We start from the raw sequence: 19,339 nt of genomic DNA, 5'->3' as shown, positions 1-19,339 counted from the left end.
TCCTGCCCCTCATGCGCCTGCAAGCCGGTAGAGCGCCGCGCCATGCGCTGCGATCTTGTGTTCCACACGTCCGCTGGCGGTGCCGACGTCGGCGCGCGCCCACAAGTCACGCTGGCGCACGGTGCCCGAAAGGCCGAGCATCGACAGCGAGATGCCGACAGTGCGAGCCTCGTCGGCGGGATTGAACAGCGCCAGATAGGTATCGCCGTTTTCCGCCCGCGCAGACCAGATCCGGGCGCTGTCATCGACGAAGTGCGGACGGTTGCCGGTCGAGCGCTGGTTGACCGCCAGCACTTCCGGGTTCGTCAGCAGCGCCAGCGTCGGCGCATCGAGATGGCGCAGATCGCCGCCCATGATCAGCGGGGAGCGGGCGATCGACCACAGCGTCATCAGCGTGCGCTGCTCGTCGGGCGTGAACAGAGTATCGCGCGCGCCCAGCGCCAGACGGCCCAGCGGCAGCATGTCGGCATCGGGCCAGGCGCCCTCTCCGTCCGGGCCGACGCCCATGTAAGGGTTCCAGTTCTCCAGCCGGGTGAACTGCGCTTCCAGCAACGGCCACTTGTCCCAGAAATCGTCGGAAATGCGCCACATGCGTGCGTGCTTGCGGGCATGATCCCCCCGGATCACCGGGGTTTCGCCGGGCGACATCGACAGGATCATGGGCCGTCCGGTTTTCGCAATTGCGCGGTCGATCGCCTCGATCTCGGCGGCATGGGCATCATAGGGGCGCGACAGGTCATCGACCTTGACGAAATCCACGCCCCACGAGGCGAGCAGCGCGAACACGCTGTCGTAATAGGCCTGCGCGCCGGGTTTTGTCATATCGACGCCGTACATGTCCGGGTTCCATGAGCAGGTGCTCGTCGTATCGGCGATGGCGCGCGCCGTGGTGGACGTGCCCAGCACCGGCAGGTCCTGCTCGACAGCCAGACGCGGGATGCCGCGCATCAGGTGGACGCCGAAGCGCAGGCCCAGCTTGTGCACCTTCCCGGCCAGAGGCGCAAAGCCGCGCCCGTCCGCCGCCGAAGGAAAGCGATTGGGGCAGGCAGCAGGCGGCCATGGCCATCCAGCGTCGGCACCGGCTTCGCCGCATATTCATAGCTGGAAGCGTGGGGTTCGTACCACTGGATATCGACAGTCAGGATATCGTAGCCGAACGGCAGCAGGCGCTGCGCCATGATGTCCGCCTGCTCCAGCGTCTGGGCCTCGGTGATCGTGGTGGCAAAGCTGTTCCACGAATTCCAGCCCATCGGCGGGCGTGGCGCCAAAGGCTTGCGCCCTGCGGTGCCGACGCCGGTGCCAATACCTGCGCCTGTCGCGGCCTGTGCCAGCGAGGGAGACAGTGCACCGGCAAGCCCCGGCACCAGTGCTGCCCCTGCCGATACGCCCAACATCGCACGACGCGACCATGCGCCTGCGGCCCGGTCCTGCGACCGGGTATCGTCGTTTGCCATGACGGCTCCCTTCCCGAAATTGCCCTCTTATTTGTAGGACAATATCGCGATCGTGCGGGAGATCAAGCGGGGAGTTCGCAGCCGGGATTTCCAGGCAGGCGATAGGGTGCTTCTGCGGGTGGCGAACCGGTCTCTATCCACCTCTACCCCCTCTTTAGCCCCCTTCTAGCCTGCCTTTACCCCACTCTAGACCAACCCTATCCCTGCAAAACTGCCTCGGTATCGCGCTCTGCGAGCTGAATCAGCTCGACCGTAGCGGCACGGGCCCTCGCGCCATCGCCTTCGACGATGGCCTCGAACAGGCGGCGGTGCTCCTCGATCGGATCGCGCGGACGCCCGGTCTTGCGGATCTTGAAGTGCGTGGTCCAGCGCACCGCCGCGCCGATGATCGCGGCCAGATTGATGATAAGATCGTTGTCGGTCGCTTCCAGAATCGCGGCGTGGAACTGCTGGTCCGCCATCTGTCCTTCGGCGCTCTGGAGCGAGTGCGCAGCCATCGTTTCAAGCGCATGGCCCATGACCGAGACTTGCGCCGCCGTTCGCTTCAGAGCCGCCAACTCGGCAGCGGCGGGCTCGACCATCAACCTCAGTTCAAACAGGTTTTTCACGAAACTGGCAGAGGGTTCACCCTCGAACATCCACTCCAGAACGTCCGGGTCCAGTGTGTTCCATTCGCGCCGGTCACGTACGCGGGTGCCCAACTTCGGCTTGCTCTCGACCAGTCCTTTCGCCGCCAGCATCCGCAGCGCCTCGCGCACCACCGAGCGCGATACGCCCTGCTGCTCTACGATCTCGAACTCACCGGGCAGCACGCTGCCGGGGGATAGACCCCGGTGACGATCGCCACGCCCAGCTTTCGCGATATCGTCGTATGCGCCGGCTGCCGCCGCTCCCGCGCTCCGCTCACATTCTTTGTCCCTGCAAATTGCTCATTCGTATTTGTCAGCCAAGTAAAGGTCAGTTTTTTAGCGCAGGCAACGGATTTCTGCGAATCCTTCCGGTTGATTTATCCCCTCGCCTCTATAATGTCCGACAAGAAATACATCGTCGGCAGGGCGATCACACAATAATCGGGGAGAACATCATGCGGACCCGCACCGCTGCGATTTCCATCATAGCGCTTTCCGGCGCCCTCGCCAGCGCGCTGAATGCAGCGCCACAGGACGGCCCTCGGGTCGAACCCGTCCAGATCGATCCCGCGCGCCCGAACTGGGAAAACCCGGCTATCCAGTCTCGCGGCAAGATGCCAGCTACAAGCACCGGATTTCCGTTCGAAAACCGCGAATTGGCGATTGCCGGAGATATGGGCGCCTCGAAGCGCTATCTCTCGCTGGACGGCACGTGGAAGTTCCACCTCTCTTTCGCCGATCACTTGCCGCAGGGTTTTGAGACACCCACCTTCGACACGTCGAACTGGAAGGATATTCCCGTTCCGGCCGACTGGCAGGCGCACGACTTCGACCAGCCGCGTTACAACAACATCACCTACCCTTTCCCCGCCGACCGCCCCCTGATCCCGCACGCGACCGATCCGGTTGGCTCCTACCGCCGCGAGGTGCAGGTTCCGGCCGACTGGCAGGGCCAGAATCTGGTCCTCCACATCGGCGCGGCAGGCTCTGCCTATTACGTGTGGGTCAATGGCGAAAAGGTCGGATTCTCCAAGGATTCCAAACTTCCGAGCGAATTCGATCTCACGCGTTTCCTGAAGCCCGGCGCCAGCAATACCATCGCCATCCAGGTGTTCCGCTGGTCGGACGGCAGCTATCTGGAAGATCAGGATTTCTGGCGCGTCTCCGGCATCGAGCGTTCGGTGTACCTCTTTGCCCGCCCGCAAACCCGGATCGACGACGTGTTCGTCCATGCGGGGCTCGATGAGAGCTACCGCAACGGCAAGCTTTCCGCCGATTTCGCCATCAGTCCCGGTACGGCAGCAACCGCCCGGATGGTGCTGCTCGATGCCGGCAAGCCCGTATTGACGCGGCAGACCGCGCTCAAGGCCTCGGGCACGTCCCGAGCCCTGACGCTGAGCGCAGACGTGCCCGGCGTGCGTGCGTGGTCGGCCGAGACGCCCAACCTTTACACGCTCGTCACCGAACTGCTGGATGCCAAAGGGCAGGTGCTTCAATCCACCTCGCGGGATGTGGGCTTCCGCAAGGTCGAGATCCTCAACGGCCTTGTCAGCGTGAACGGCAAGCCGATTACGATCCGCGGCGTCAACCGGCACGAGCATGATCCGGAGACCTTCCACGTCATCTCGCACGCGTCGATGGAGCGCGATATCCGCTTGATGAAACGGAACAATATCAATGCGATCCGCACATCGCACTATCCCAACGATCCGTACCTCTACACGCTGGCGGACCGTTACGGGCTCTATGTCATGGACGAGGCGAACATCGAGAGCCACGCCTACATGGACTATGCCAACAAGCATCCGGAAGAGCGCGCGAAGTATCAGGTCGGCTTCGATCCCGCCTGGCGCGAGGCGCACGTCAGCCGCGTTTCCAACATGATCGAGCGCGACAAGAACCACCCTTCGGTGATCTTCTGGTCGCTGGGGAACGAGGCGGGCATCGGCCCCAATTTCGAGGCTGCGGCCAAAGCCGCGAAAGCACGCGATCCGGACCGTCTTGTCAGCTATCTAGGCTGGGGCACCTGGGACGGGATCAGCGATCACCGCCCCAACTGGTATGCCGATATCTATGCGCCGATGTACGATCCAGCGGTGAAGATGGCCGATTACGCCACCAACTGGAATTTCAAACAGCCGATGATCCAGTGCGAATACGCACACATGATGGGCAATTCCGGCGGCGACCTGCAGGAATACTGGGATACCGTCCACGCGCACCCGGACAAACTGCAAGGCGGCTTCGTGTGGGACTGGGTGGACCAGTCGATGTATCGCTATACCAAGGACGGGCGGCGCTACTGGGGCGATGGCGGAGAATATGGTCCCAACCCCGGTGGCGATATCGAGTTCGGCGACGGCCTGCTCCAGTCCGACCGCACGCCCAACCCCGCGCTCTATGAATTGCGCAAGGTCTACGCTCCGGTCACGTTCGCCGGTTTCGATCCGGCTACCGGCAAGGCAAGCCTCACCAACCGGCAGGATTTCCTCGACACCTCGAACTTCGATTTCGAGTGGCAACTTGACGAGGATGGCGTGCGCATCGCCGGGGGGGCACTCAATGTCGCGCCTGTCGCCGCCCATGCCACGGGCGCGCTGTCGGTGCCGCTGGCCGGGATCGCGCGACGCGAAGGCCACGAGTATTTCGTCATGGTTCGCGCGAAGGCGAAAGCGGGCACCATTCCGCTGGTGAAGGCCGGAACCGTAGTGGGCTGGGAGCAGTTCGCGCTGGCGCCGCCCGCAGACCATCTTGCTGCACCCGCAGCGGGTTCGGTCACGCTGGCGACCGTAAAAGGCGATCTCACGCTGTCGGCCCAGGGAACGACGCTTTCCATCGACCGCGCTACCGGGCTGGTCGAGAGTTACACGGCCAATGGCGCGACACTGCTTTCCGGCGGCGCTCCCAACTTCTGGCGCGCCGTCACGGACAACGACATCGGCATCAGCACGGACAAGCAACTTGCGGTCTGGAAGACGCTGAGCAGCACACGCAAGGTGCGCAGCGTCACCAGTCGAAGGCTTGCCGACGGTCGCGGCGAGATCGCCGTCGCCTACGATCTGGGGCCGGGGAAGCGCGCTTCACCACGACCTACACGATGGCCGGCGACGGCTCGGTGGACGTGGCGGGCACGCTGGAGCCGATCGCCAAGGACCTGCCGCCGCCGTTCCGCGTCGGCCTGTGGTTCGACATGCCGCAGGATTACCGCAATCTTGAATGGTACGGGCGCGGACCGCATGAAAGCTATGTCGATCGCAAGACCTCGGCCCCGATCGGCCTGTGGCGCGGGGCACTGGCGGATCAGGCCCACGACTATATCCGCCCGCAGGAAACCGGCAACAAGGTGGATGTGCGCTGGATGGAAGTCGGCACAACGGCGGCATCAAACGCGAGAGGCGTGCGGATCGAGGGCGACCATCCGCTGATGATGAACGCGCTCGCGTTCCCCTATTCCGACCTGTTTCGCCGCACGCCGGGCACCTGGAAGTCGACCGATATCGTGCCGCATGGCAATGGCTCGCTGCTGATCGACAGCGCGCAGTGGGGCGTGGGCGGCGACACACAGTGGAGCGAGTTCGGCAAGCCGCTGGAGAAATATCGCACCAAGGCCGAGCCGACCGAAGTGCATTTCCGCCTGACGCCATATCAAGGCGCGGGCACGACGCCCGACAAGGCTCTCGACGCGCGCGAAACCGGCGCGGAAAGCGAGAACGACTGAACGACAAGGAGCGCCACAGGGTTCACCTGCGGCGCTCCCTTTTCGGTCATTTGACGATCTGAACCGTCACCATCAGGGACCCACCTTCGGGCGGCAGGATCAGGCCGAACGCGGTTTCATCGCCATTGAGCGTGCGCTCGACGATCCACTGGCCATCCTTGAAATGCCCCTGCTCGACATGGACGAGTTCGACGTGCCCGGCAGTGCCCAGCTTGGGCGCAAACATCAGGTTCGCAGAAGCCCCCGCCAGCAGAAACTTGTCCGGCGCCGCCTGGACAACGATGACCCGGCCCGAAAGATCGGCATTGCCTTGCCCGCGCGGACCACCGTAGCCATCGCGCACCGGCCCGAAACGGGCCACGGCATCGTAGCCATCGAAATCCATAGGCACGTTGGCCATGCCGTCTTCCTCGATGGCGGCACGCACATGCCCCGCATCGCGCAACGGTAGCAGGAACGGTGCCGCCTCACGCAGCAGGCCATAGTCGAGCGCGATCGGCTCGACTTTCGGGGTACTTCCATCAAGCCCGAAACTCTCGTCGATCCCGAACTTGGAAATACCAACCGCATACGGACGTGAAAGCGTCCAGAACGCATGCCGTGCATGCGCCATCGTCGCGCCGGTTTCAGGGACATACAGCGGGTTGCCGGGAATGTCGTAAGCCTCGGCGATTTCGGTGTAGGGCGCTACATTGGTATCGTAGTTATCGACGCCGACCACATCGATGGCGGGGGCGAGCGCCTTCCATTGCGGCAAGAGCCAGGACACCGCGCCGCCGCTGGGACTGCTGTCTCCGGGATGCAGCAGGCCGGGTTGCTGGCGCGGCCAGACATTGACGTAAAGCGGCAGGTCGTACGCCTTGCGTCCTGCGGCCGCGACGGCACCGATATAGCGCGCGGTATAATAGGCCATGAAGGCTTCCGGCGCCCGCTCGGCATAGACGCTGCTCCACGAGCCTTGCGATGCCCGCTGCGATGGCTCCTGCGATGCCGTTGTCATCGCAGCGGGCACCGTACCCTCGAAGAGAGCTTGTGCGGCAGGTGAATGGTCTCGATCGGCTCCCAGCGTGCCGGCCTCGTTCTCTACCTGCACCATCACCACCGTACGCTGGCGTGCATCCACCGCCTTGAGGTGCCCCATCAAGGCCGCGAATGCCTTTGCATCGGCCTGTTCGCTTTCCTCGCTGATCGGGGAAAGCGCATCGATAGCGTATCCGTCGGCATCGACCACGCGCGGGAAACGAACGGTATCGCGCTTCACCCAGGCCGGGACATAGGACATCTTCGCATTCTTCCATGTGCCGAACCAGAGGAACGCCACGCGGACTTTCTGTGCGCGGGCCTCCGCTATCATCGCGTCGACGACCGAGAAATCGAAATGCCCCTCTTCAGGCTCGATAGTGTCCCAACCGATAGGCGCCATCACGGTGTTCGCGCCACTACGCGCAATGGCAGGTGCAAGCGCGTGGAACTGCGCGGGAAATCCGCTGGAGTTATTGAGCTGGATGCCAAGGACCAGGAACGGCTTGCCATCCACGGTAAAGCGCGGCTTTCCTGAAGGCGTAGCGACGAACCTGCTATCAGGCTGCGCCACCTGAGCCTGCGCGGCTTCCAACGACAAACTGCCCGCTGCGAGCAACAAGGCGATGCGAGTACGCAATATAGACATAGATCCAGACCTCTCCCGATAGCCACAAACGTTGGCGGCCCTTGATTTGTCTTACTAGTTGCAGCCGAGTGCACGATTCGCAAGATGGCTTGCGTTGCAAGAGCAACGTTGCATCGTAACATAATGACAACAAAACGCTTGAAATTCGTGATTTAGCGCCGTCGCGCCGATGTATCCGTACACATAAGCAACGATCTGGAAATATCCTACTTGTCTGACAAGATAAGCGATACTAATCTCGACGACAACGAATCAGGCCGGCAAATTCGGTCGTACGGGAGAGAGGTCTATGGTAAGGCGCTGCAATCGCTTTCTTTTTGGTGTGTCTACGCTCGCGGCTAGTGCAGCGGCGTTCGGCGTCCCGGTTATGGCGCAGACACAAGCACCGAGCACGGCATCCCCGACTGTAACCGGTGCTGCCAGCACACTGGCACCAGATACATCCGCGCCTTCGTCCGCAGACGAGATTATCGTTACCGGCGTTCGCGCCAGCCTCCAGAGCGCTCAATCGAACAAGCGCAATTCGCAGCAGATCGTGGACTCTGTCGAGGCGCAGGATATCGGCAAGCTGCCTGATGCTAATACCGTCGAGGCGCTTCAGCGTATCCCCGGCGTGCAGATCCAGCGGCGCTACGGAGAAGGCGGCACCGATTTCGACCATCGCACCGAGCCTGCGATTACTGTGCGTGGCCTCACCGAGGTCAGCAACTTCATCGATGGCCGCTCAGCGATTTCGGCTTCGGGCGGACGCACGCTCGATCTCGAAGCCCTGCCGCCGACCATGCTGTCCGGCATCGACGTCTTCAAGAACCCCCCGGCGGACACCATCGAAGGCGATATCGCTGGCGTAGCGAACGTGCGCACGCGCCTGCCGTTCGACTCTCCCGGCCAGGTCATCAGCACGACCTTCAAGGGCGATTACTATGACCGCGCGGACAAGTTCGGCGGCTCGGCATCCGGCCTCTACAGCAACCGCTTCGACACCAATATCGGTGAAATCGGTATCCTGCTGAACGCCAGCTACTCCAAGAGTTCCTACCGGCAGGACGCCATTCTCATCGGGCAGTATGCGCCAATCCCCGCAGGCGTCACGATCCCCGGTGCTCCGGCGAATGCGCAGGTTCCGGTGGGTGAGCAGATTTACGACGACGGCGGCAATCGCAAGCGTCTGGGCGTTGCCGGTGCACTGCAGTGGCAGGCAACACCTGACCTGCTGTTCACCGCGCAGGCGCTATATTCGCGGTATAACTTCTACCGTCAGGGCAAGTACTACTACTTCAACAACAACGGCAATGTCGACGCGGACGGCAATCCGATTTCCACCCCCCTGGACGGCGCGGATTTCACGTTCGACAAGAATGGCTATGCAACCTCCGGCACGCTTGCCAACCAGGTTTTCGAATCCGCGCGCTACGATCAGGATTTGACCGACACGACCGGCAATTACACTTTCAATGTGCAGTGGAAGGTCAGCGACAAGCTGAAGATGACCTTCGATGCCCAGTACCTGAAGTCGAGCTACGATGCCGATCGCAACGGCTTCGTGATTTCCGAGTACGACAAGAAGGGCGAGACGCCTTACGATGCGCTTCACCAGAATACGGTGACGTTCGACCTGCGCGGAAAATATCCAACCTGGAACGTAGCCGATCCGGCCGCACTGGCCGACCCTTCGAACTACGCCTTCACCTATATGGCCGACGCGCTTCAGCGCAACGATGCCGATCAGCTCGCGCTGCGCTATGACCTCGAATACGATGCCGACGGCGGCTTCCTCCAAAAGCTGCGCGGCGGCGTGCGCTATTCGGACAGCACAATCGACCTGCGCGGCACCTGGAATGCCTTCTGCCTCATTCCCACCGGTGCCGACCCGTCCTGCGCTGCGCCCAACGGCACCACCTTCATTCCGGTCTCGGAACACCCCGAACTCGTCATGTCCGGTCCGTCGAGCAATTTCTTCGACGGCAACACGCTGGCGGGTGGAATCCTCTATCCCAACTTCGAATCCGGCTCCAGCCTGTGGGACAGCATCACCAAGACCGAAGCCCTGTTCAACACCAGCCCGAAGAACTACTTCGCGCCGTCCGATCTCAACCACCAGTCTGAACGAACATGGGCAGGCTACGTCATGGCGGATTATGGCTCGACGCTGTTTGGCCTCGATTTCGACGGTACGGCAGGGCTGCGCCTCGTAAACACCAGCACCGGGTCGGCCGGAACGATCTTCAACTCCGACGGCACGACCGAGCCGCTGACCGTTGATCGCAGCTATACGAAGCTGTTGCCCAGCTTCAACCTGCGTGCCCACCTGACCAATCAGTTGCAGGCCCGTTTCGCCTTCTCCAAATCGTTCGCCCGTCCGAATTTCGATGTCATGTCGACCAACGTGACCCTCAATCCCAATACCGAATCCCAGCTGGACGCCGATGGTCGCCCCACGGGCTCTTCGGGCAACCCCTATCTCCATCCGATCACCTCGACCAACTTCGATGCGACCGTGGAGTGGTATTTCGCGCGCACGGGCTCGTTGACCGGTGGCCTGTTCTACAAGCGGGTAGACGGCTTCCTTGCCAGCGGCACGGTTCAGCGTGACTATGGCGGGGTGACGTATGACATTGCCACCACGGAAAATTCCGGCAAGGGAACGATCAAGGGTTTCGAAGTCGCCTATCAGCAATTCTTCGACTTCCTGCCGGGCCTGCTCAGCGGCCTTGGCGTACAGGCTAACTATACTTTCGTGGACAGCAACGTCACCAATCCCTTCGCCACGGTGGGCAGTGACATTCCCGAGCAGGTGCCGCTCGAAAAGCTCTCCAAGCACAGCTACAATCTTGTCGGCCTGTACGAGAAGGGGCCCGTCACGGCACGTGTCGCCTGGAGCTGGCGCGGGAAATATCTCGATACGACTTATGGCAGCGGCGCCAACGGCATTCCCCAGTATCAGGCACCCTATGCCTCGCTGGATGCCTCGGTCAGCTTCGATGTGACCAAGCAAGTCTCAATCTCGTTCGATGCGGTCAACCTCCTGAACCGCATGAACATGACCTACATCGGCACACCGAGCCAACCGCTGCAATATACCCTGAACGACCGCCGGTTCGGTTTCTCGATCCGCGCGACCTACTGAACCCTCCCTGCGCCGGAGCATGTCTGATACATGCTCCGGCGTCCTTTTGGGGCAGGGTTCAAGGTATGGGAAATCGCATGATTGCACCGGACGAAACGCGGCCCACTTGTTGGGAAGAGAGCCCGATGGCGATCTTCGATCGGGCTACCGGCCAGCCTGGCAGACTAATTGAACATGCCGCACGCAGCCGGTTCGAGAGCGCTGCCAGTCTCGGCAGCGGCTATCCTGGGCACTTTGCACCACTTCCCATGGATTATATCATGTCGATGGTGGAACGGCTGATTCCGGTCATCTCGGAACGCTTCCGCACAGGGCCGATACGCCCCGGACGCGTACGGGGAAACTTCTCACTTCTGACGACATCGTGCTCAGAACTCAATGTCTTACAAAGGATACCTCACGTTGATTCTGCCGATCCCATGCAGTTCGCTGTGGTGCATTACCTGTGTACCAGCGAGCACGGTGGCACCGGCTTTTTCCGCCATCGCTCGACGGGATACGAAATTCTGACCCCCGAGCGTGTGCCGCACTACAATGCCGTGCTCGACAGCGAGCTGGCACAAGACGCCATCTCTGCTGCCTATGTCGCTGCGGATGACGCGCTGTTTGCACTGACGACCTCCTGCGAGGCCATGATGGACCGTTTGATAGTGTACCGCTCAGCCAGGCTTCATGGTGCGCTGGCGCAAGCGCCGAGTCAGGATGCTTTGGATCCGAGGAAAGGTCGTCTGACCGCCAATCTTTTCCTGCACTGCATTCAGCGAGATTAAATTTCGATTTATCAGACATATGTATTATATATCTAAAGTTACCTCTAAGATTTTACTTGAAGTGCTTGCCCATGAAACGCTCTTAATTCGGAACTCAAATCCAGCGGCGCCACTTGAACCACAGCCATGGCAGCACGCCTGACAGCACACACAGCGCAAGCGCAAAAGGATAGCCCCATGGCCATGCCAGTTCGGGCATAACCTTGAAATTCATGCCATATATGCCCACCACCAAGACCGGGGGCACGCCTATTACCGAGGCTACCGTCAGCACTTTAACGACACTGTTCTGTTCGATCCCGATCAGACTGGTGGCCGCGTCCAGCAGAAATTGAACGCGCCCCGAGAGACTGGTCTCGAACTCATCGAGAGAGGCGATATCGTGGGCAATCGAGCGGAACCGGGCCTGTGTGCGATCATCGCCATGCGCCTTGCAATGCTCTTCCACAAAACTTGCCATACGACCGACTGAAAGGAACATGTAGCGCACCCGTGACGAACGATCCGCGGCACGGCCCAGCTTGATAATAGTGCGCCGCAGAATCGCCGTTTTAGGGTCCAGCCCCCGGTGCTCTAGATCGGTATAGAAGATTGTGCGCGAAATCGACGCTGCCATTTCCGACACGTTCTCGATCTGGTCTGCCGCGCGATCAACGATCTCTTCAAGCAACAGCACCAGAACCATGCGCGGCGTGAGATCCTTCTCGTCCTGCATCCGTTTTACCGCCGCATCGAAAGTGTCCAAACGGGTATAGCGCACCGTCACCAACACTTCAGGCGTCAGGATGAAACCCGCAGGAGCGGTCTCCCAGTGCTCATTCTTGCCTACATCAGCGCCTCGAGCAAAGATCGGCGCGGTCATCGACACTGTCTCACCGTCTGAATGCAGACGGCTGGAGGATTCGATCTCCCGCAGAGCCGACAGCGCCGGAATGGTGATCCCGTAACGCGCTTCGACGCGGCGCACTTCCGCGTCGTCGGGTTCGCACAGGTCAATCCACAGTCCTCCGAAATCGGTGCCGGGCAGGAGCATGGAGGTCAGCATGATGAAGCGCTCTCGAGAATTGCAAGGCAATGGAAACGCGCGAGACTTCTTCCGGCTGCGCTATGCCTTCCGAGATGGATCACGCCATCGCGATGGAACGCTTCAAGACTGAACAGCGCGTCTATCAAGACTGTGGAGCGGCGTGCAAAATTGCCCCCCATCATCTCATCATGAGAAGCGCCGCCGTTTAGGTTCCGGACTGCGGGTAGAGGGATGGTGGTTGTGGAGACGATTACGAGGATCCGTCGGGAGCACCGGGCCGGGAAGGCTATCAAGGCGATCGCGCGGGATTTGCGGCTGTCGCGTAACACGGTGCGTAAAGCGGTCCGAGAAAACGATCACCTCGTCGCCAGGCTTCGCAAGATTACTGCCTGAAACGGCTCCAAATTCTCGGCACCGGGCCCACGACCTTACGGTCGGGGGCCTGGCAACCGTCTTTCCAGCGCTCAGACGCGTGCGGCCTCCCGCCAGCGAGCATAATCCATCGCGCGAAGATCGCTCAGCAGGTCGGGACCGGAAGGCTGCCAGCCCAGCACATCGCGAGTCCACGCACTGGAGGCCGGCATGTCGAGGCCTGCGAACATGCCCATCCATCCAAAGTGTGCAGGGGCGTCATCGGCGGCGATCGGAACGGCAGGAATACCCAGTCCCTCGGCCAGCACTTCGGCAATGGCTTTGGCGCTGACACCCTCCTCGGCAACGGCGTGCCAGCGCGCGCCGGCCTGATGATGCTCCAGTGCAAGGCGATAGAGCTTCGCCACATCGGCGACAGGCGCGGCAGGCCAGCGGTTCGCACCGTCACCGACGTAACCGGACACGCCCTTGTCGACGGCGATCGCCAGCAGCGGCGAGATCAGGCCCTGCCGCTCGGTATCGTGGACTTGCGGCAAGCGCACGACAGCCACCGAAACGCCCTTCTCGGCCAGTTCCATTCCGGCGCGCTCCGAGGCAGAGCGGGGATTGGGATGCTCCCAGTCAACCACGTCCTCGCGCGAGGGCTGTCCCGGTTTTGTGCCCCCATACCGGTGCCCGAAGTAATGAGAAGCGGTTTGTCAGTTCCCACCAGCGCATTGCCCATGGCATGGATGACGGATGCATCTTTCTGGCAGTTCTCGACAAACCGGGAAAAATCATGATCGAAAGCGGTATGAATGACGGCATCGGCCATGGCAGCGCCCGCCGCCAGCGTCTCAGGCTGCTCCAGCGTACCGCGATGGGGAATGGCCCCGACATCGCGCAGTTGCACCTCGCCGGTGTCAGAACGCGTCAGGCCAATCACCTCATGCCCTGCCGCAATCAGTTCTGGGACGATGCGCGAACCGATGAAGCCGGTCGCGCCAGTCAGAAAGACACGCATGGATAACTCCTTTAGAGAGAGGACGAAATTATTGCCCTCTCGAAATACTCCGTATCTTTATCCATTTAAATGCGTGAGATTATCCCGGTAAACAGATCAACAGGCTAGGGTCAGCCCCTATTACTCACACCGTCGAGGGCAGGCTTTCCCGGAAGGCCTGATAGGCCTTCGGTGGCCGGATACATAGGCGATCACGCACCGCCTCCAGCGGCTCGGCTAGCAGCGCCTCGTAATCTTCGCCCAGCAGCCAGACAGCTCGTTTGCCGTGGCGATAGCCCTCCCAGATCGCGCGGACTGCGGGTTTCCCGCCCGGAGTACGACCTGCCTTGAACGCGCTTGCGAGCGCGATTACGGCCCAGCCCAGCCCGCCGGTCTGGGCGTAGGAGAAGGCCACGAGGCAGGCTTCTCCGGCGGGCTCGTCGGCTCGATAACCGGTTAAGATGTGCCAGATATCATGGACATCACGGGTTCGTCTGCCAAACCAGGCGTAGGGATGCATCGCGTCACGTCCAGCATCGTCCTGTCTGCTGATATCGGCCAGCCCTTGCGCGGAATAGCCGGTTTCCTGCAGAAAGTCGGCATAGGCCGCGCCCAAACTTCCCGGCATGAAACTGTTCCGGAAAACCGGATCGGCGAAGCGCTCGGCCAATTCCACGCGCTGATAAGCGATGAGGCCCCCACGTTCGGTTTGCAACAACCGCTCGTATCCCCTCTTTGCCGTCCCGGCGTTGAGCGCACGCATGATGCGGAAGACCTGCGCGGTATCGTTGGCATCGCGCATAAGCTTGCGGACGGCGGCAAAAGCGCTGCGCCAGTCCTTGCGTGGTCGTAGATCGAACGATGCCGCTGCCGTTGTCATGACCATGCTCAAATCCTTTCCGTACATGCCTTCCGATGCGATCCCGATCCGGTCACGCTCGACAGATCCAAATATATGAGCAATACTCACATTTTGAAACTCGCGTTCGGAAAGCAGGATGAGACCGGAAAATTCTCTGATTAATCAGCATGATAGGAAGCGCGTGCCCAGACAGGAGCGGGCGCACGGCAAGGTCCAACTCATATTGGAGGCCGCGATGCTCCTGCTCGACGACGGAGGGCTGGGAGCGCTGACTACGAATGCCATCGCGCGCAAGGCAGGGGTGAGCATCGGGACCCTCTACCAGTATTTTCCGGACAAGGGCGCGGTGCTGGATGCCCTGGCCGAACGTGAGCGGGAAGCACTGGGAAAGCGGGTCATGGCTGCGCTGTCCGACCCGGCGCCGCAGCCACCTGAAGCAAGAGCACTAGGGATCATCCGCGCCGTGACAGCGAGCTACGGTGAGCGTCGACGCGTTCATAAAATCATTATAGAACATTCGCTTGCATCGAACACAAAAGGCGTTTCACCGCTGGTCGAGCAGGTGATCGCGATGCTGGCGCACCCCGATCTGCCGGTTCCGCAGATCAGCGAGGCCGAGGCTTTCGTCCGTGCCCATGCCTTTGCCGGAGTGATGCGCGCCATGCTGTTGCGCGACCCCGAAAATGCCCTTCCCCAGAGCGAGATCGAGGCTGTGCTGGCTCGCCTTATGACCACCCTTTAACCGCCTATCAGTTTGCGTGCCTTCGCCGCGTTTCCCAGCCTTTTTTCGCGGCTTCCGAACGACTTGCACGGCTCCGGGCAGCGGCGCCGCGCTGAGCGCCCCGCCGGGCGGAGGCATGACTTTCGGGATGGCCGCGCCCTGAGCCGGACTTGTTGCCGCCGCCTGAATCCTTGTTCACCGTCGCCCAGGCGCGCGCCTCTGCCTCTTCGTGCGCAACGCCGCGCGCTTCGTAGCTGTCCGCGATATGCGCCGCCTTGCGCTTCTGCTTGTCGGTATAGCTCGACTTGTCACCGCGTGGCATGAGAACCCTCCGTTTTCTGCGGATTTTTAACGGAAACGTCGCACTGCGAACCCCGTTCCGCGCGTTCGGGGCTGAAACAGGCTAGAAAGGGGTAAAGGGGGGCTAAGGACAGGCTAGAGGGGGCTAAGCAGGGCTAACGCGACCCTTTGCGACAAAAAAGGTCCGCCTTTCGGCTTGTCGCAAAGAAATGATACATTATATCACGACCACCTTGCCGCTTCCGGACCGCCAGACCCTTTTCGCATGACCGTTCCCCTGCCCTATCTCCTCGCGCTTGGAGCCGGTCTCGCGACTCTTGCAGGCGGCCTGCTCGCCATGCGTCTGCAAGCGCAGCGCCAGATCGTTGCCGCACTGACCGGCGGCTTCGTCGTTGGCCTGGCGCTGTTCGATCTTCTGCCCGAAGCCATGGGCCATGCCAGTTTCGCACCGGCGATCGTGCTGGCCATCGGTGCAGTCGGTTTTGCGCTTTACGCACTGGCCCATCGTTTGCCTGCGACCCGGCAACTGGGAACCGCGACGCTGCTGATCCACAGCCTGATGGACGGGCTCGGCATCGGGCTGGCCTTTCATCTCGACCATGCAACCGGCTGGCTGGTGGCTGCCGCTGTGCTGGCGCACGACATGGCCGACGGCGCCAACATCGTGGCGCTGGTATCCGAACGCACGCGTCGTCGCACCGCGCTGCTCGTTCTGGGAGCCGATGCGCTGGCACCGCTGCTGGGCGTCGGGATCGCGCAGATGCTGCGGGTCGACCACAGCGAGTTCGCGCTGGCGCTGGCGCTGTTCGCAGGCGGCTTCCTCTACCTTGGCCTGTGCGAGCTTGTCCCGCGCGGCCTGACCGGGCGGTTCACGCGCTGGCAGGGCCTGAGCGCGAGCGTGACGGGCATTGCCGTCATGGCCTGCGTAATCCGCTTCGCGCACTGATCCGGCTGCTGTTCCCGAAAATACGTGCGCGCGGTTGCATTCTGGCAACACGGATCGGCTGACCGCCGGATTTCCTGCCGCCTTAGGATGGTTACATGCACAGTAACGCAATTCGGTCAATAAACTGACCACAGAGCGTCATGAATCGGCCTTAGCGGGCGCTGCCAACGATCACTCGCATCGTTTGCAAAGCACTCTCAGGGATTCTCGATCATGATGGGTTCGCGCCGTTTCCTTTCCACGCTGTCGCTGGGCGCATTGGCGACTGCCACGCTCGCCGCCGCTTCGCCCGCTCTTGCTGCGGACGATAACGCCGCTGCCGCCACCGCGGCTGCTCCTGCCACCGATGCTGGCGCCGATGACGCAGGTGAAGCGAATGCCATCGTCGTGACCTCTGCCAAGACCACGCGTTCGGCCACCGAGCTTTCGGGTGTGGAAATCCAGAAGATCCTGCCCGGCGTCTCGGCCTTCGGCGCGATCCAGACGCTGCCCGGCGTGATGTACCAGACGGCCGATCCGTGGGGCAACAACGAGCAGGACATGTCGCTCTACATCCACGGCTTCGCGATCAGCCAGCTTGGATATACCTTGGACGGCCTGCCGCTGGGAGACCTTGCCTACGGCAACATCACCGGCATTTCGCCGCAGCGCGCGGTGATCTCGGAAAACATCGGCAATGTCGTGGTCGCCACCGGTGCGGGCGACCTTGGCATTCCCTCGCTCAACAACCTGGGCGGCGCGATCGAACTGTCCTCGTCCGACCCGCTCAAGCGCCGGGGCCTTCAGCTGGCGCAGACCGTGGGCAGCTACGGCACCTCGCGCAGCTATGGCCGTTATGACTTCGGCTCGTTCGGGTCTGACGGCGGTTCGAGCGCCTATGTCTCGCTCGCCCGCCAGCGCGCCCGTGCGTGGGACTACAACGGCGTTCAGGGCGGCTACCAGCTCAACGCCAAGTACGTTCACGAGAACGACGCCGGCAAGCTGACCGCGTTCTTCGACTATTCGGACAAGCAGGAGCCGAACGAGGACGCCACGACGATCTACGTCAACCCGACGACCGCTGCACAGGCCTACCAGCCCTACACCCGCCCGTTCACCTATCCGAACTGGTCGGAAGCGCTCTCCTACGTCGATGCCAACGGCAACACCCCGGCAGCCGAAGGCAGCAACTATCGCAACTACTTCTCGGCAGCGCTGCGCACCGACTATCTCGGCTACATCAAGTACGACGCCAACGTCACCGACAACATCAGCTGGTCGAACCAGGCGTACTATCACCACAACGACGGTCAGGGCGTGGTTGCCGGGCCGCTCGGCCAGTCGCTTTCGGTGGCGCAGGCCTATTTCCCGAATGACTCGATCAGCGAACTGGTCGCCGATACCGGCGGCAGCGGCTATATCACCCGCGTGACCCAGTATCGCATCGACCGGGAAGGTATCGTCTCGACGCTGAAGGCGAACGTGGCCAACCACCACATCGAGTTCGGCGCGTGGTACGAGCACAACAGCGGCGCCAACTGGCGCAACTGGTACGCGCTGGACGTCAACAACCCGACCGATCCCTATCACTGGCAGCACAACCCGCTGTTCACGCAGTACAGCTTCCAGTACCGCACCGATGCGCTGCAGCTGCACCTGCAGGACGAATGGGACGTCAACAGCAAGCTGACCGTGCAGGGCGGCGTGAAGTCCAGCCTCGTCTACGCCAAGGGCTGGTATCCCACGCAGCCGGTCGCCGGGTCCTATTCCGGCATGGTCGGCGCGCTGCCTTCGGGCAGCATCACCACCAGCAACTGGTTCCTGCCCGCGATCGGCGCGAAGTACGACTTCAACGGTCACGAGCAGCTTTACTTCAACGTCCAGAAGAACCTGCGCAACTTCGGCACCGCGCCGTGGAGCACCGGCAGCCAGGCGGCGTTCGACTACTTCAAGGAGAGCGGCAAGCCGGAAACCTCGTGGACTTATGAAGTGGGTCTGCGCAGCCACCACGTGTTCCCCGGCTCGTTCATCTCCTCGCTCGATGCCCAGGTGAACTACTACCACGTCGACTTCTCGAACCGTCTGCTGGCAGTCAGCACCACGGTCGGCGGCCTTGGCGGCAGCTCGATCACCGGCGGCACCACCTCGCTGTTCAACGTCGGCAGCGTGACCACCAACGGCGCGGACGCCGCGGTCACGCTGGGTATCGGTGGCATCTTCTCGGTCTACGAGGGCCTGTCGTACAACAACTCCAAGTACGATGACGATTACTCGAACGGCACCACCACTTATGCCACGGCGGGCAAGCAGGTTCCGGGCAGCCCCAAGTGGATGAGCAAGACGGTGGTCTCGGCCAATATCGGGCCGTTCCAGGCGCAATACACCGGCATGTACATCGGCAAGCGCTATGCCACCTATACCGACGACGGTTCGGTGGGTTCGTACTTCATGTCGAACGGGCGCGTCGCGGTGGACCTGCCCGCCAGCCTCGTGCACTTGCAGAAGGCCTCGCTGGCGCTGAACGTCACCAACATCTTCGACGTCAAGGGCGCCTCGACGATCTCGATCAGCCAGCCTAGCTCTGTCTACGCGGTCTATCCGATCGCACCGCGCCAGTGGTTCCTGACGCTTTCGGTGGGGCTGTAAGCATGACGAGCGAGACGACTGAAACCAACCTCTCCCGGCGCGGCCTGATCCGCGCCGGAGCCGGCGTCGCCCTCACCGGGCGGCGCTTGGCGCTGCGGGCCCCGTACTCGCGGCGAGCAAGGCGGCGGCGGCAAAGA

The 19,339-nt window shown here is 61.9% G+C and carries 12 protein-coding genes and 4 pseudogenes; 8 read left to right on the top strand and 8 right to left on the bottom strand.

From position 1 onward, the window contains the following. Positions 1 to 9: 9 nt before the first annotated feature. Positions 10 to 1,394: pseudogene (locus tag CI805_RS18015) on the bottom strand (glycoside hydrolase family 27 protein). A 257-nt stretch (positions 1,395 to 1,651) separates the two neighbouring features. Then, entirely contained in the window at positions 1,652 to 2,266 is a 615-nt protein-coding gene (locus CI805_RS18010) for a FadR/GntR family transcriptional regulator (protein ID WP_313958556.1), read from the bottom strand. Positions 2,267 to 2,287: 21 nt separating this feature from the next. Between CI805_RS18010 and CI805_RS18005 the strand changes: the two genes are divergently transcribed. Both CI805_RS18005 and CI805_RS18000 read left to right on the top strand, forming a co-directional pair. After that, the gene (locus CI805_RS18005) at positions 2,288 to 2,524 is read left to right on the top strand and encodes a hypothetical protein (protein WP_260929766.1); all 237 of its coding nucleotides are present in this window, start codon (positions 2,288 to 2,290) and stop codon (positions 2,522 to 2,524) included. Positions 2,525 to 2,538: 14 nt separating this feature from the next. Next, a pseudogene (locus CI805_RS18000) lies at positions 2,539 to 5,801 on the top strand (glycoside hydrolase family 2 TIM barrel-domain containing protein). A 46-nt stretch (positions 5,802 to 5,847) separates the two neighbouring features. Here CI805_RS18000 and CI805_RS17990 read toward each other — a convergent pair. Then, a complete protein-coding gene (locus CI805_RS17990) occupies positions 5,848 to 7,395 on the bottom strand; it encodes a DUF5597 domain-containing protein (protein WP_260928069.1) in 1,548 nt (515 codons plus the stop codon). A 442-nt stretch (positions 7,396 to 7,837) separates the two neighbouring features. Between CI805_RS17990 and CI805_RS17985 the strand changes: the two genes are divergently transcribed. Together CI805_RS17985 and CI805_RS17980 are read left to right on the top strand one after the other, a co-directional pair. Then, positions 7,838 to 10,597 carry a TonB-dependent receptor gene (locus CI805_RS17985; RefSeq protein ID WP_260928068.1) on the top strand — a complete coding sequence of 920 codons (2,760 nt, stop codon included), beginning with the start codon at positions 7,838 to 7,840 and terminating at the stop codon, positions 10,595 to 10,597. Positions 10,598 to 10,722: 125 nt separating this feature from the next. Continuing rightward, positions 10,723 to 11,367, top strand: a complete 645-nt coding sequence (locus tag CI805_RS17980; RefSeq protein ID WP_313958554.1) for a DUF6445 family protein — start codon at positions 10,723 to 10,725, stop codon at positions 11,365 to 11,367. A 94-nt stretch (positions 11,368 to 11,461) separates the two neighbouring features. On the opposite strand, the gene CI805_RS17975 is transcribed toward CI805_RS17980, so the two are convergent. Then, the gene (locus tag CI805_RS17975) at positions 11,462 to 12,412 is read right to left on the bottom strand and encodes a magnesium transporter CorA family protein (protein ID WP_260928066.1); all 951 of its coding nucleotides are present in this window, start codon (positions 12,410 to 12,412) and stop codon (positions 11,462 to 11,464) included. 213 nt (positions 12,413 to 12,625) lie between these two features. Between CI805_RS17975 and CI805_RS17970 the strand changes: the two are divergent. Beyond that, positions 12,626 to 12,751, top strand: a pseudogene (locus CI805_RS17970) (IS21 family transposase); the annotation flags it as partial. 107 nt (positions 12,752 to 12,858) lie between these two features. Here CI805_RS17970 and CI805_RS17965 read toward each other — a convergent pair. The 3 genes and pseudogenes from CI805_RS17965 to CI805_RS17955 form a co-directional block, all read right to left on the bottom strand. Beyond that, a complete protein-coding gene (locus CI805_RS17965) occupies positions 12,859 to 13,395 on the bottom strand; it encodes a hypothetical protein (protein ID WP_260929764.1) in 537 nt (178 codons plus the stop codon). Positions 13,396 to 13,532: 137 nt separating this feature from the next. Continuing rightward, positions 13,533 to 13,769, bottom strand: a pseudogene (locus CI805_RS17960) (NAD-dependent epimerase/dehydratase family protein); the annotation flags it as partial. 124 nt (positions 13,770 to 13,893) lie between these two features. After that, positions 13,894 to 14,550, bottom strand: coding sequence for a Coq4 family protein (locus CI805_RS17955; RefSeq protein WP_260928065.1), 657 nt, complete (start codon positions 14,548 to 14,550; stop codon positions 13,894 to 13,896). A gap of 196 nt (positions 14,551 to 14,746) precedes the next feature. Between CI805_RS17955 and CI805_RS17950 the strand changes: the two genes are divergently transcribed. Further along, the gene (locus tag CI805_RS17950; protein ID WP_260928064.1) at positions 14,747 to 15,352 is read left to right on the top strand and encodes a TetR/AcrR family transcriptional regulator; all 606 of its coding nucleotides are present in this window, start codon (positions 14,747 to 14,749) and stop codon (positions 15,350 to 15,352) included. Positions 15,353 to 15,359: 7 nt separating this feature from the next. Here the strand turns inward: CI805_RS17950 and CI805_RS17945 are convergent, their stop codons facing one another. Then, the gene (locus CI805_RS17945) at positions 15,360 to 15,653 is read right to left on the bottom strand and encodes a plasmid stabilization protein (protein ID WP_260928063.1); all 294 of its coding nucleotides are present in this window, start codon (positions 15,651 to 15,653) and stop codon (positions 15,360 to 15,362) included. A 243-nt stretch (positions 15,654 to 15,896) separates the two neighbouring features. On the opposite strand from CI805_RS17945, the gene CI805_RS17940 reads away from it, so the two are divergent. Next, complete coding sequence (locus CI805_RS17940) at positions 15,897 to 16,577, top strand: ZIP family metal transporter (protein WP_260928062.1); 681 nt, start codon at positions 15,897 to 15,899, stop codon at positions 16,575 to 16,577. A 213-nt stretch (positions 16,578 to 16,790) separates the two neighbouring features. Then, positions 16,791 to 19,202, top strand: coding sequence for a TonB-dependent receptor (locus tag CI805_RS17935; protein WP_260928061.1), 2,412 nt, complete (start codon positions 16,791 to 16,793; stop codon positions 19,200 to 19,202). Positions 19,203 to 19,339 lie beyond the last annotated feature (137 nt).

Source organism: Novosphingobium sp. 9, from assembly GCF_025340265.1.
Taxonomy (GTDB): Bacteria; Pseudomonadota; Alphaproteobacteria; order Sphingomonadales; family Sphingomonadaceae; genus Novosphingobium.
The sequence above is the reverse complement of the archived record's forward strand: the minus strand, read 5'-3'. Positions and strand labels throughout refer to the sequence as shown.

Bases quoted from the DNA above. Each gene is read 5' to 3' on its own strand.
- CI805_RS17975 (WP_260928066.1), bottom strand. From the start codon at position 12,412: ATGCTGACCTCCATGCTCCTGCCCGGCACCGATTTCGGAGGACTGTGG.
- CI805_RS17945 (WP_260928063.1), bottom strand. From the start codon at position 15,653: ATGCCACGCGGTGACAAGTCGAGCTATACCGACAAGCAGAAGCGCAAG.
- CI805_RS17935 (WP_260928061.1), top strand. From the start codon at position 16,791: ATGATGGGTTCGCGCCGTTTCCTTTCCACGCTGTCGCTGGGCGCATTG.
- CI805_RS17985 (WP_260928068.1), top strand. From the start codon at position 7,838: ATGGCGCAGACACAAGCACCGAGCACGGCATCCCCGACTGTAACCGGT.
- CI805_RS17955 (WP_260928065.1), bottom strand. From the start codon at position 14,550: ATGCGCGATGCCAACGATACCGCGCAGGTCTTCCGCATCATGCGTGCG.
- CI805_RS17950 (WP_260928064.1), top strand. From the start codon at position 14,747: ATGAGACCGGAAAATTCTCTGATTAATCAGCATGATAGGAAGCGCGTG.
- CI805_RS17940 (WP_260928062.1), top strand. From the start codon at position 15,897: ATGACCGTTCCCCTGCCCTATCTCCTCGCGCTTGGAGCCGGTCTCGCG.
- CI805_RS17980 (WP_313958554.1), top strand. From the start codon at position 10,723: ATGGCGATCTTCGATCGGGCTACCGGCCAGCCTGGCAGACTAATTGAA.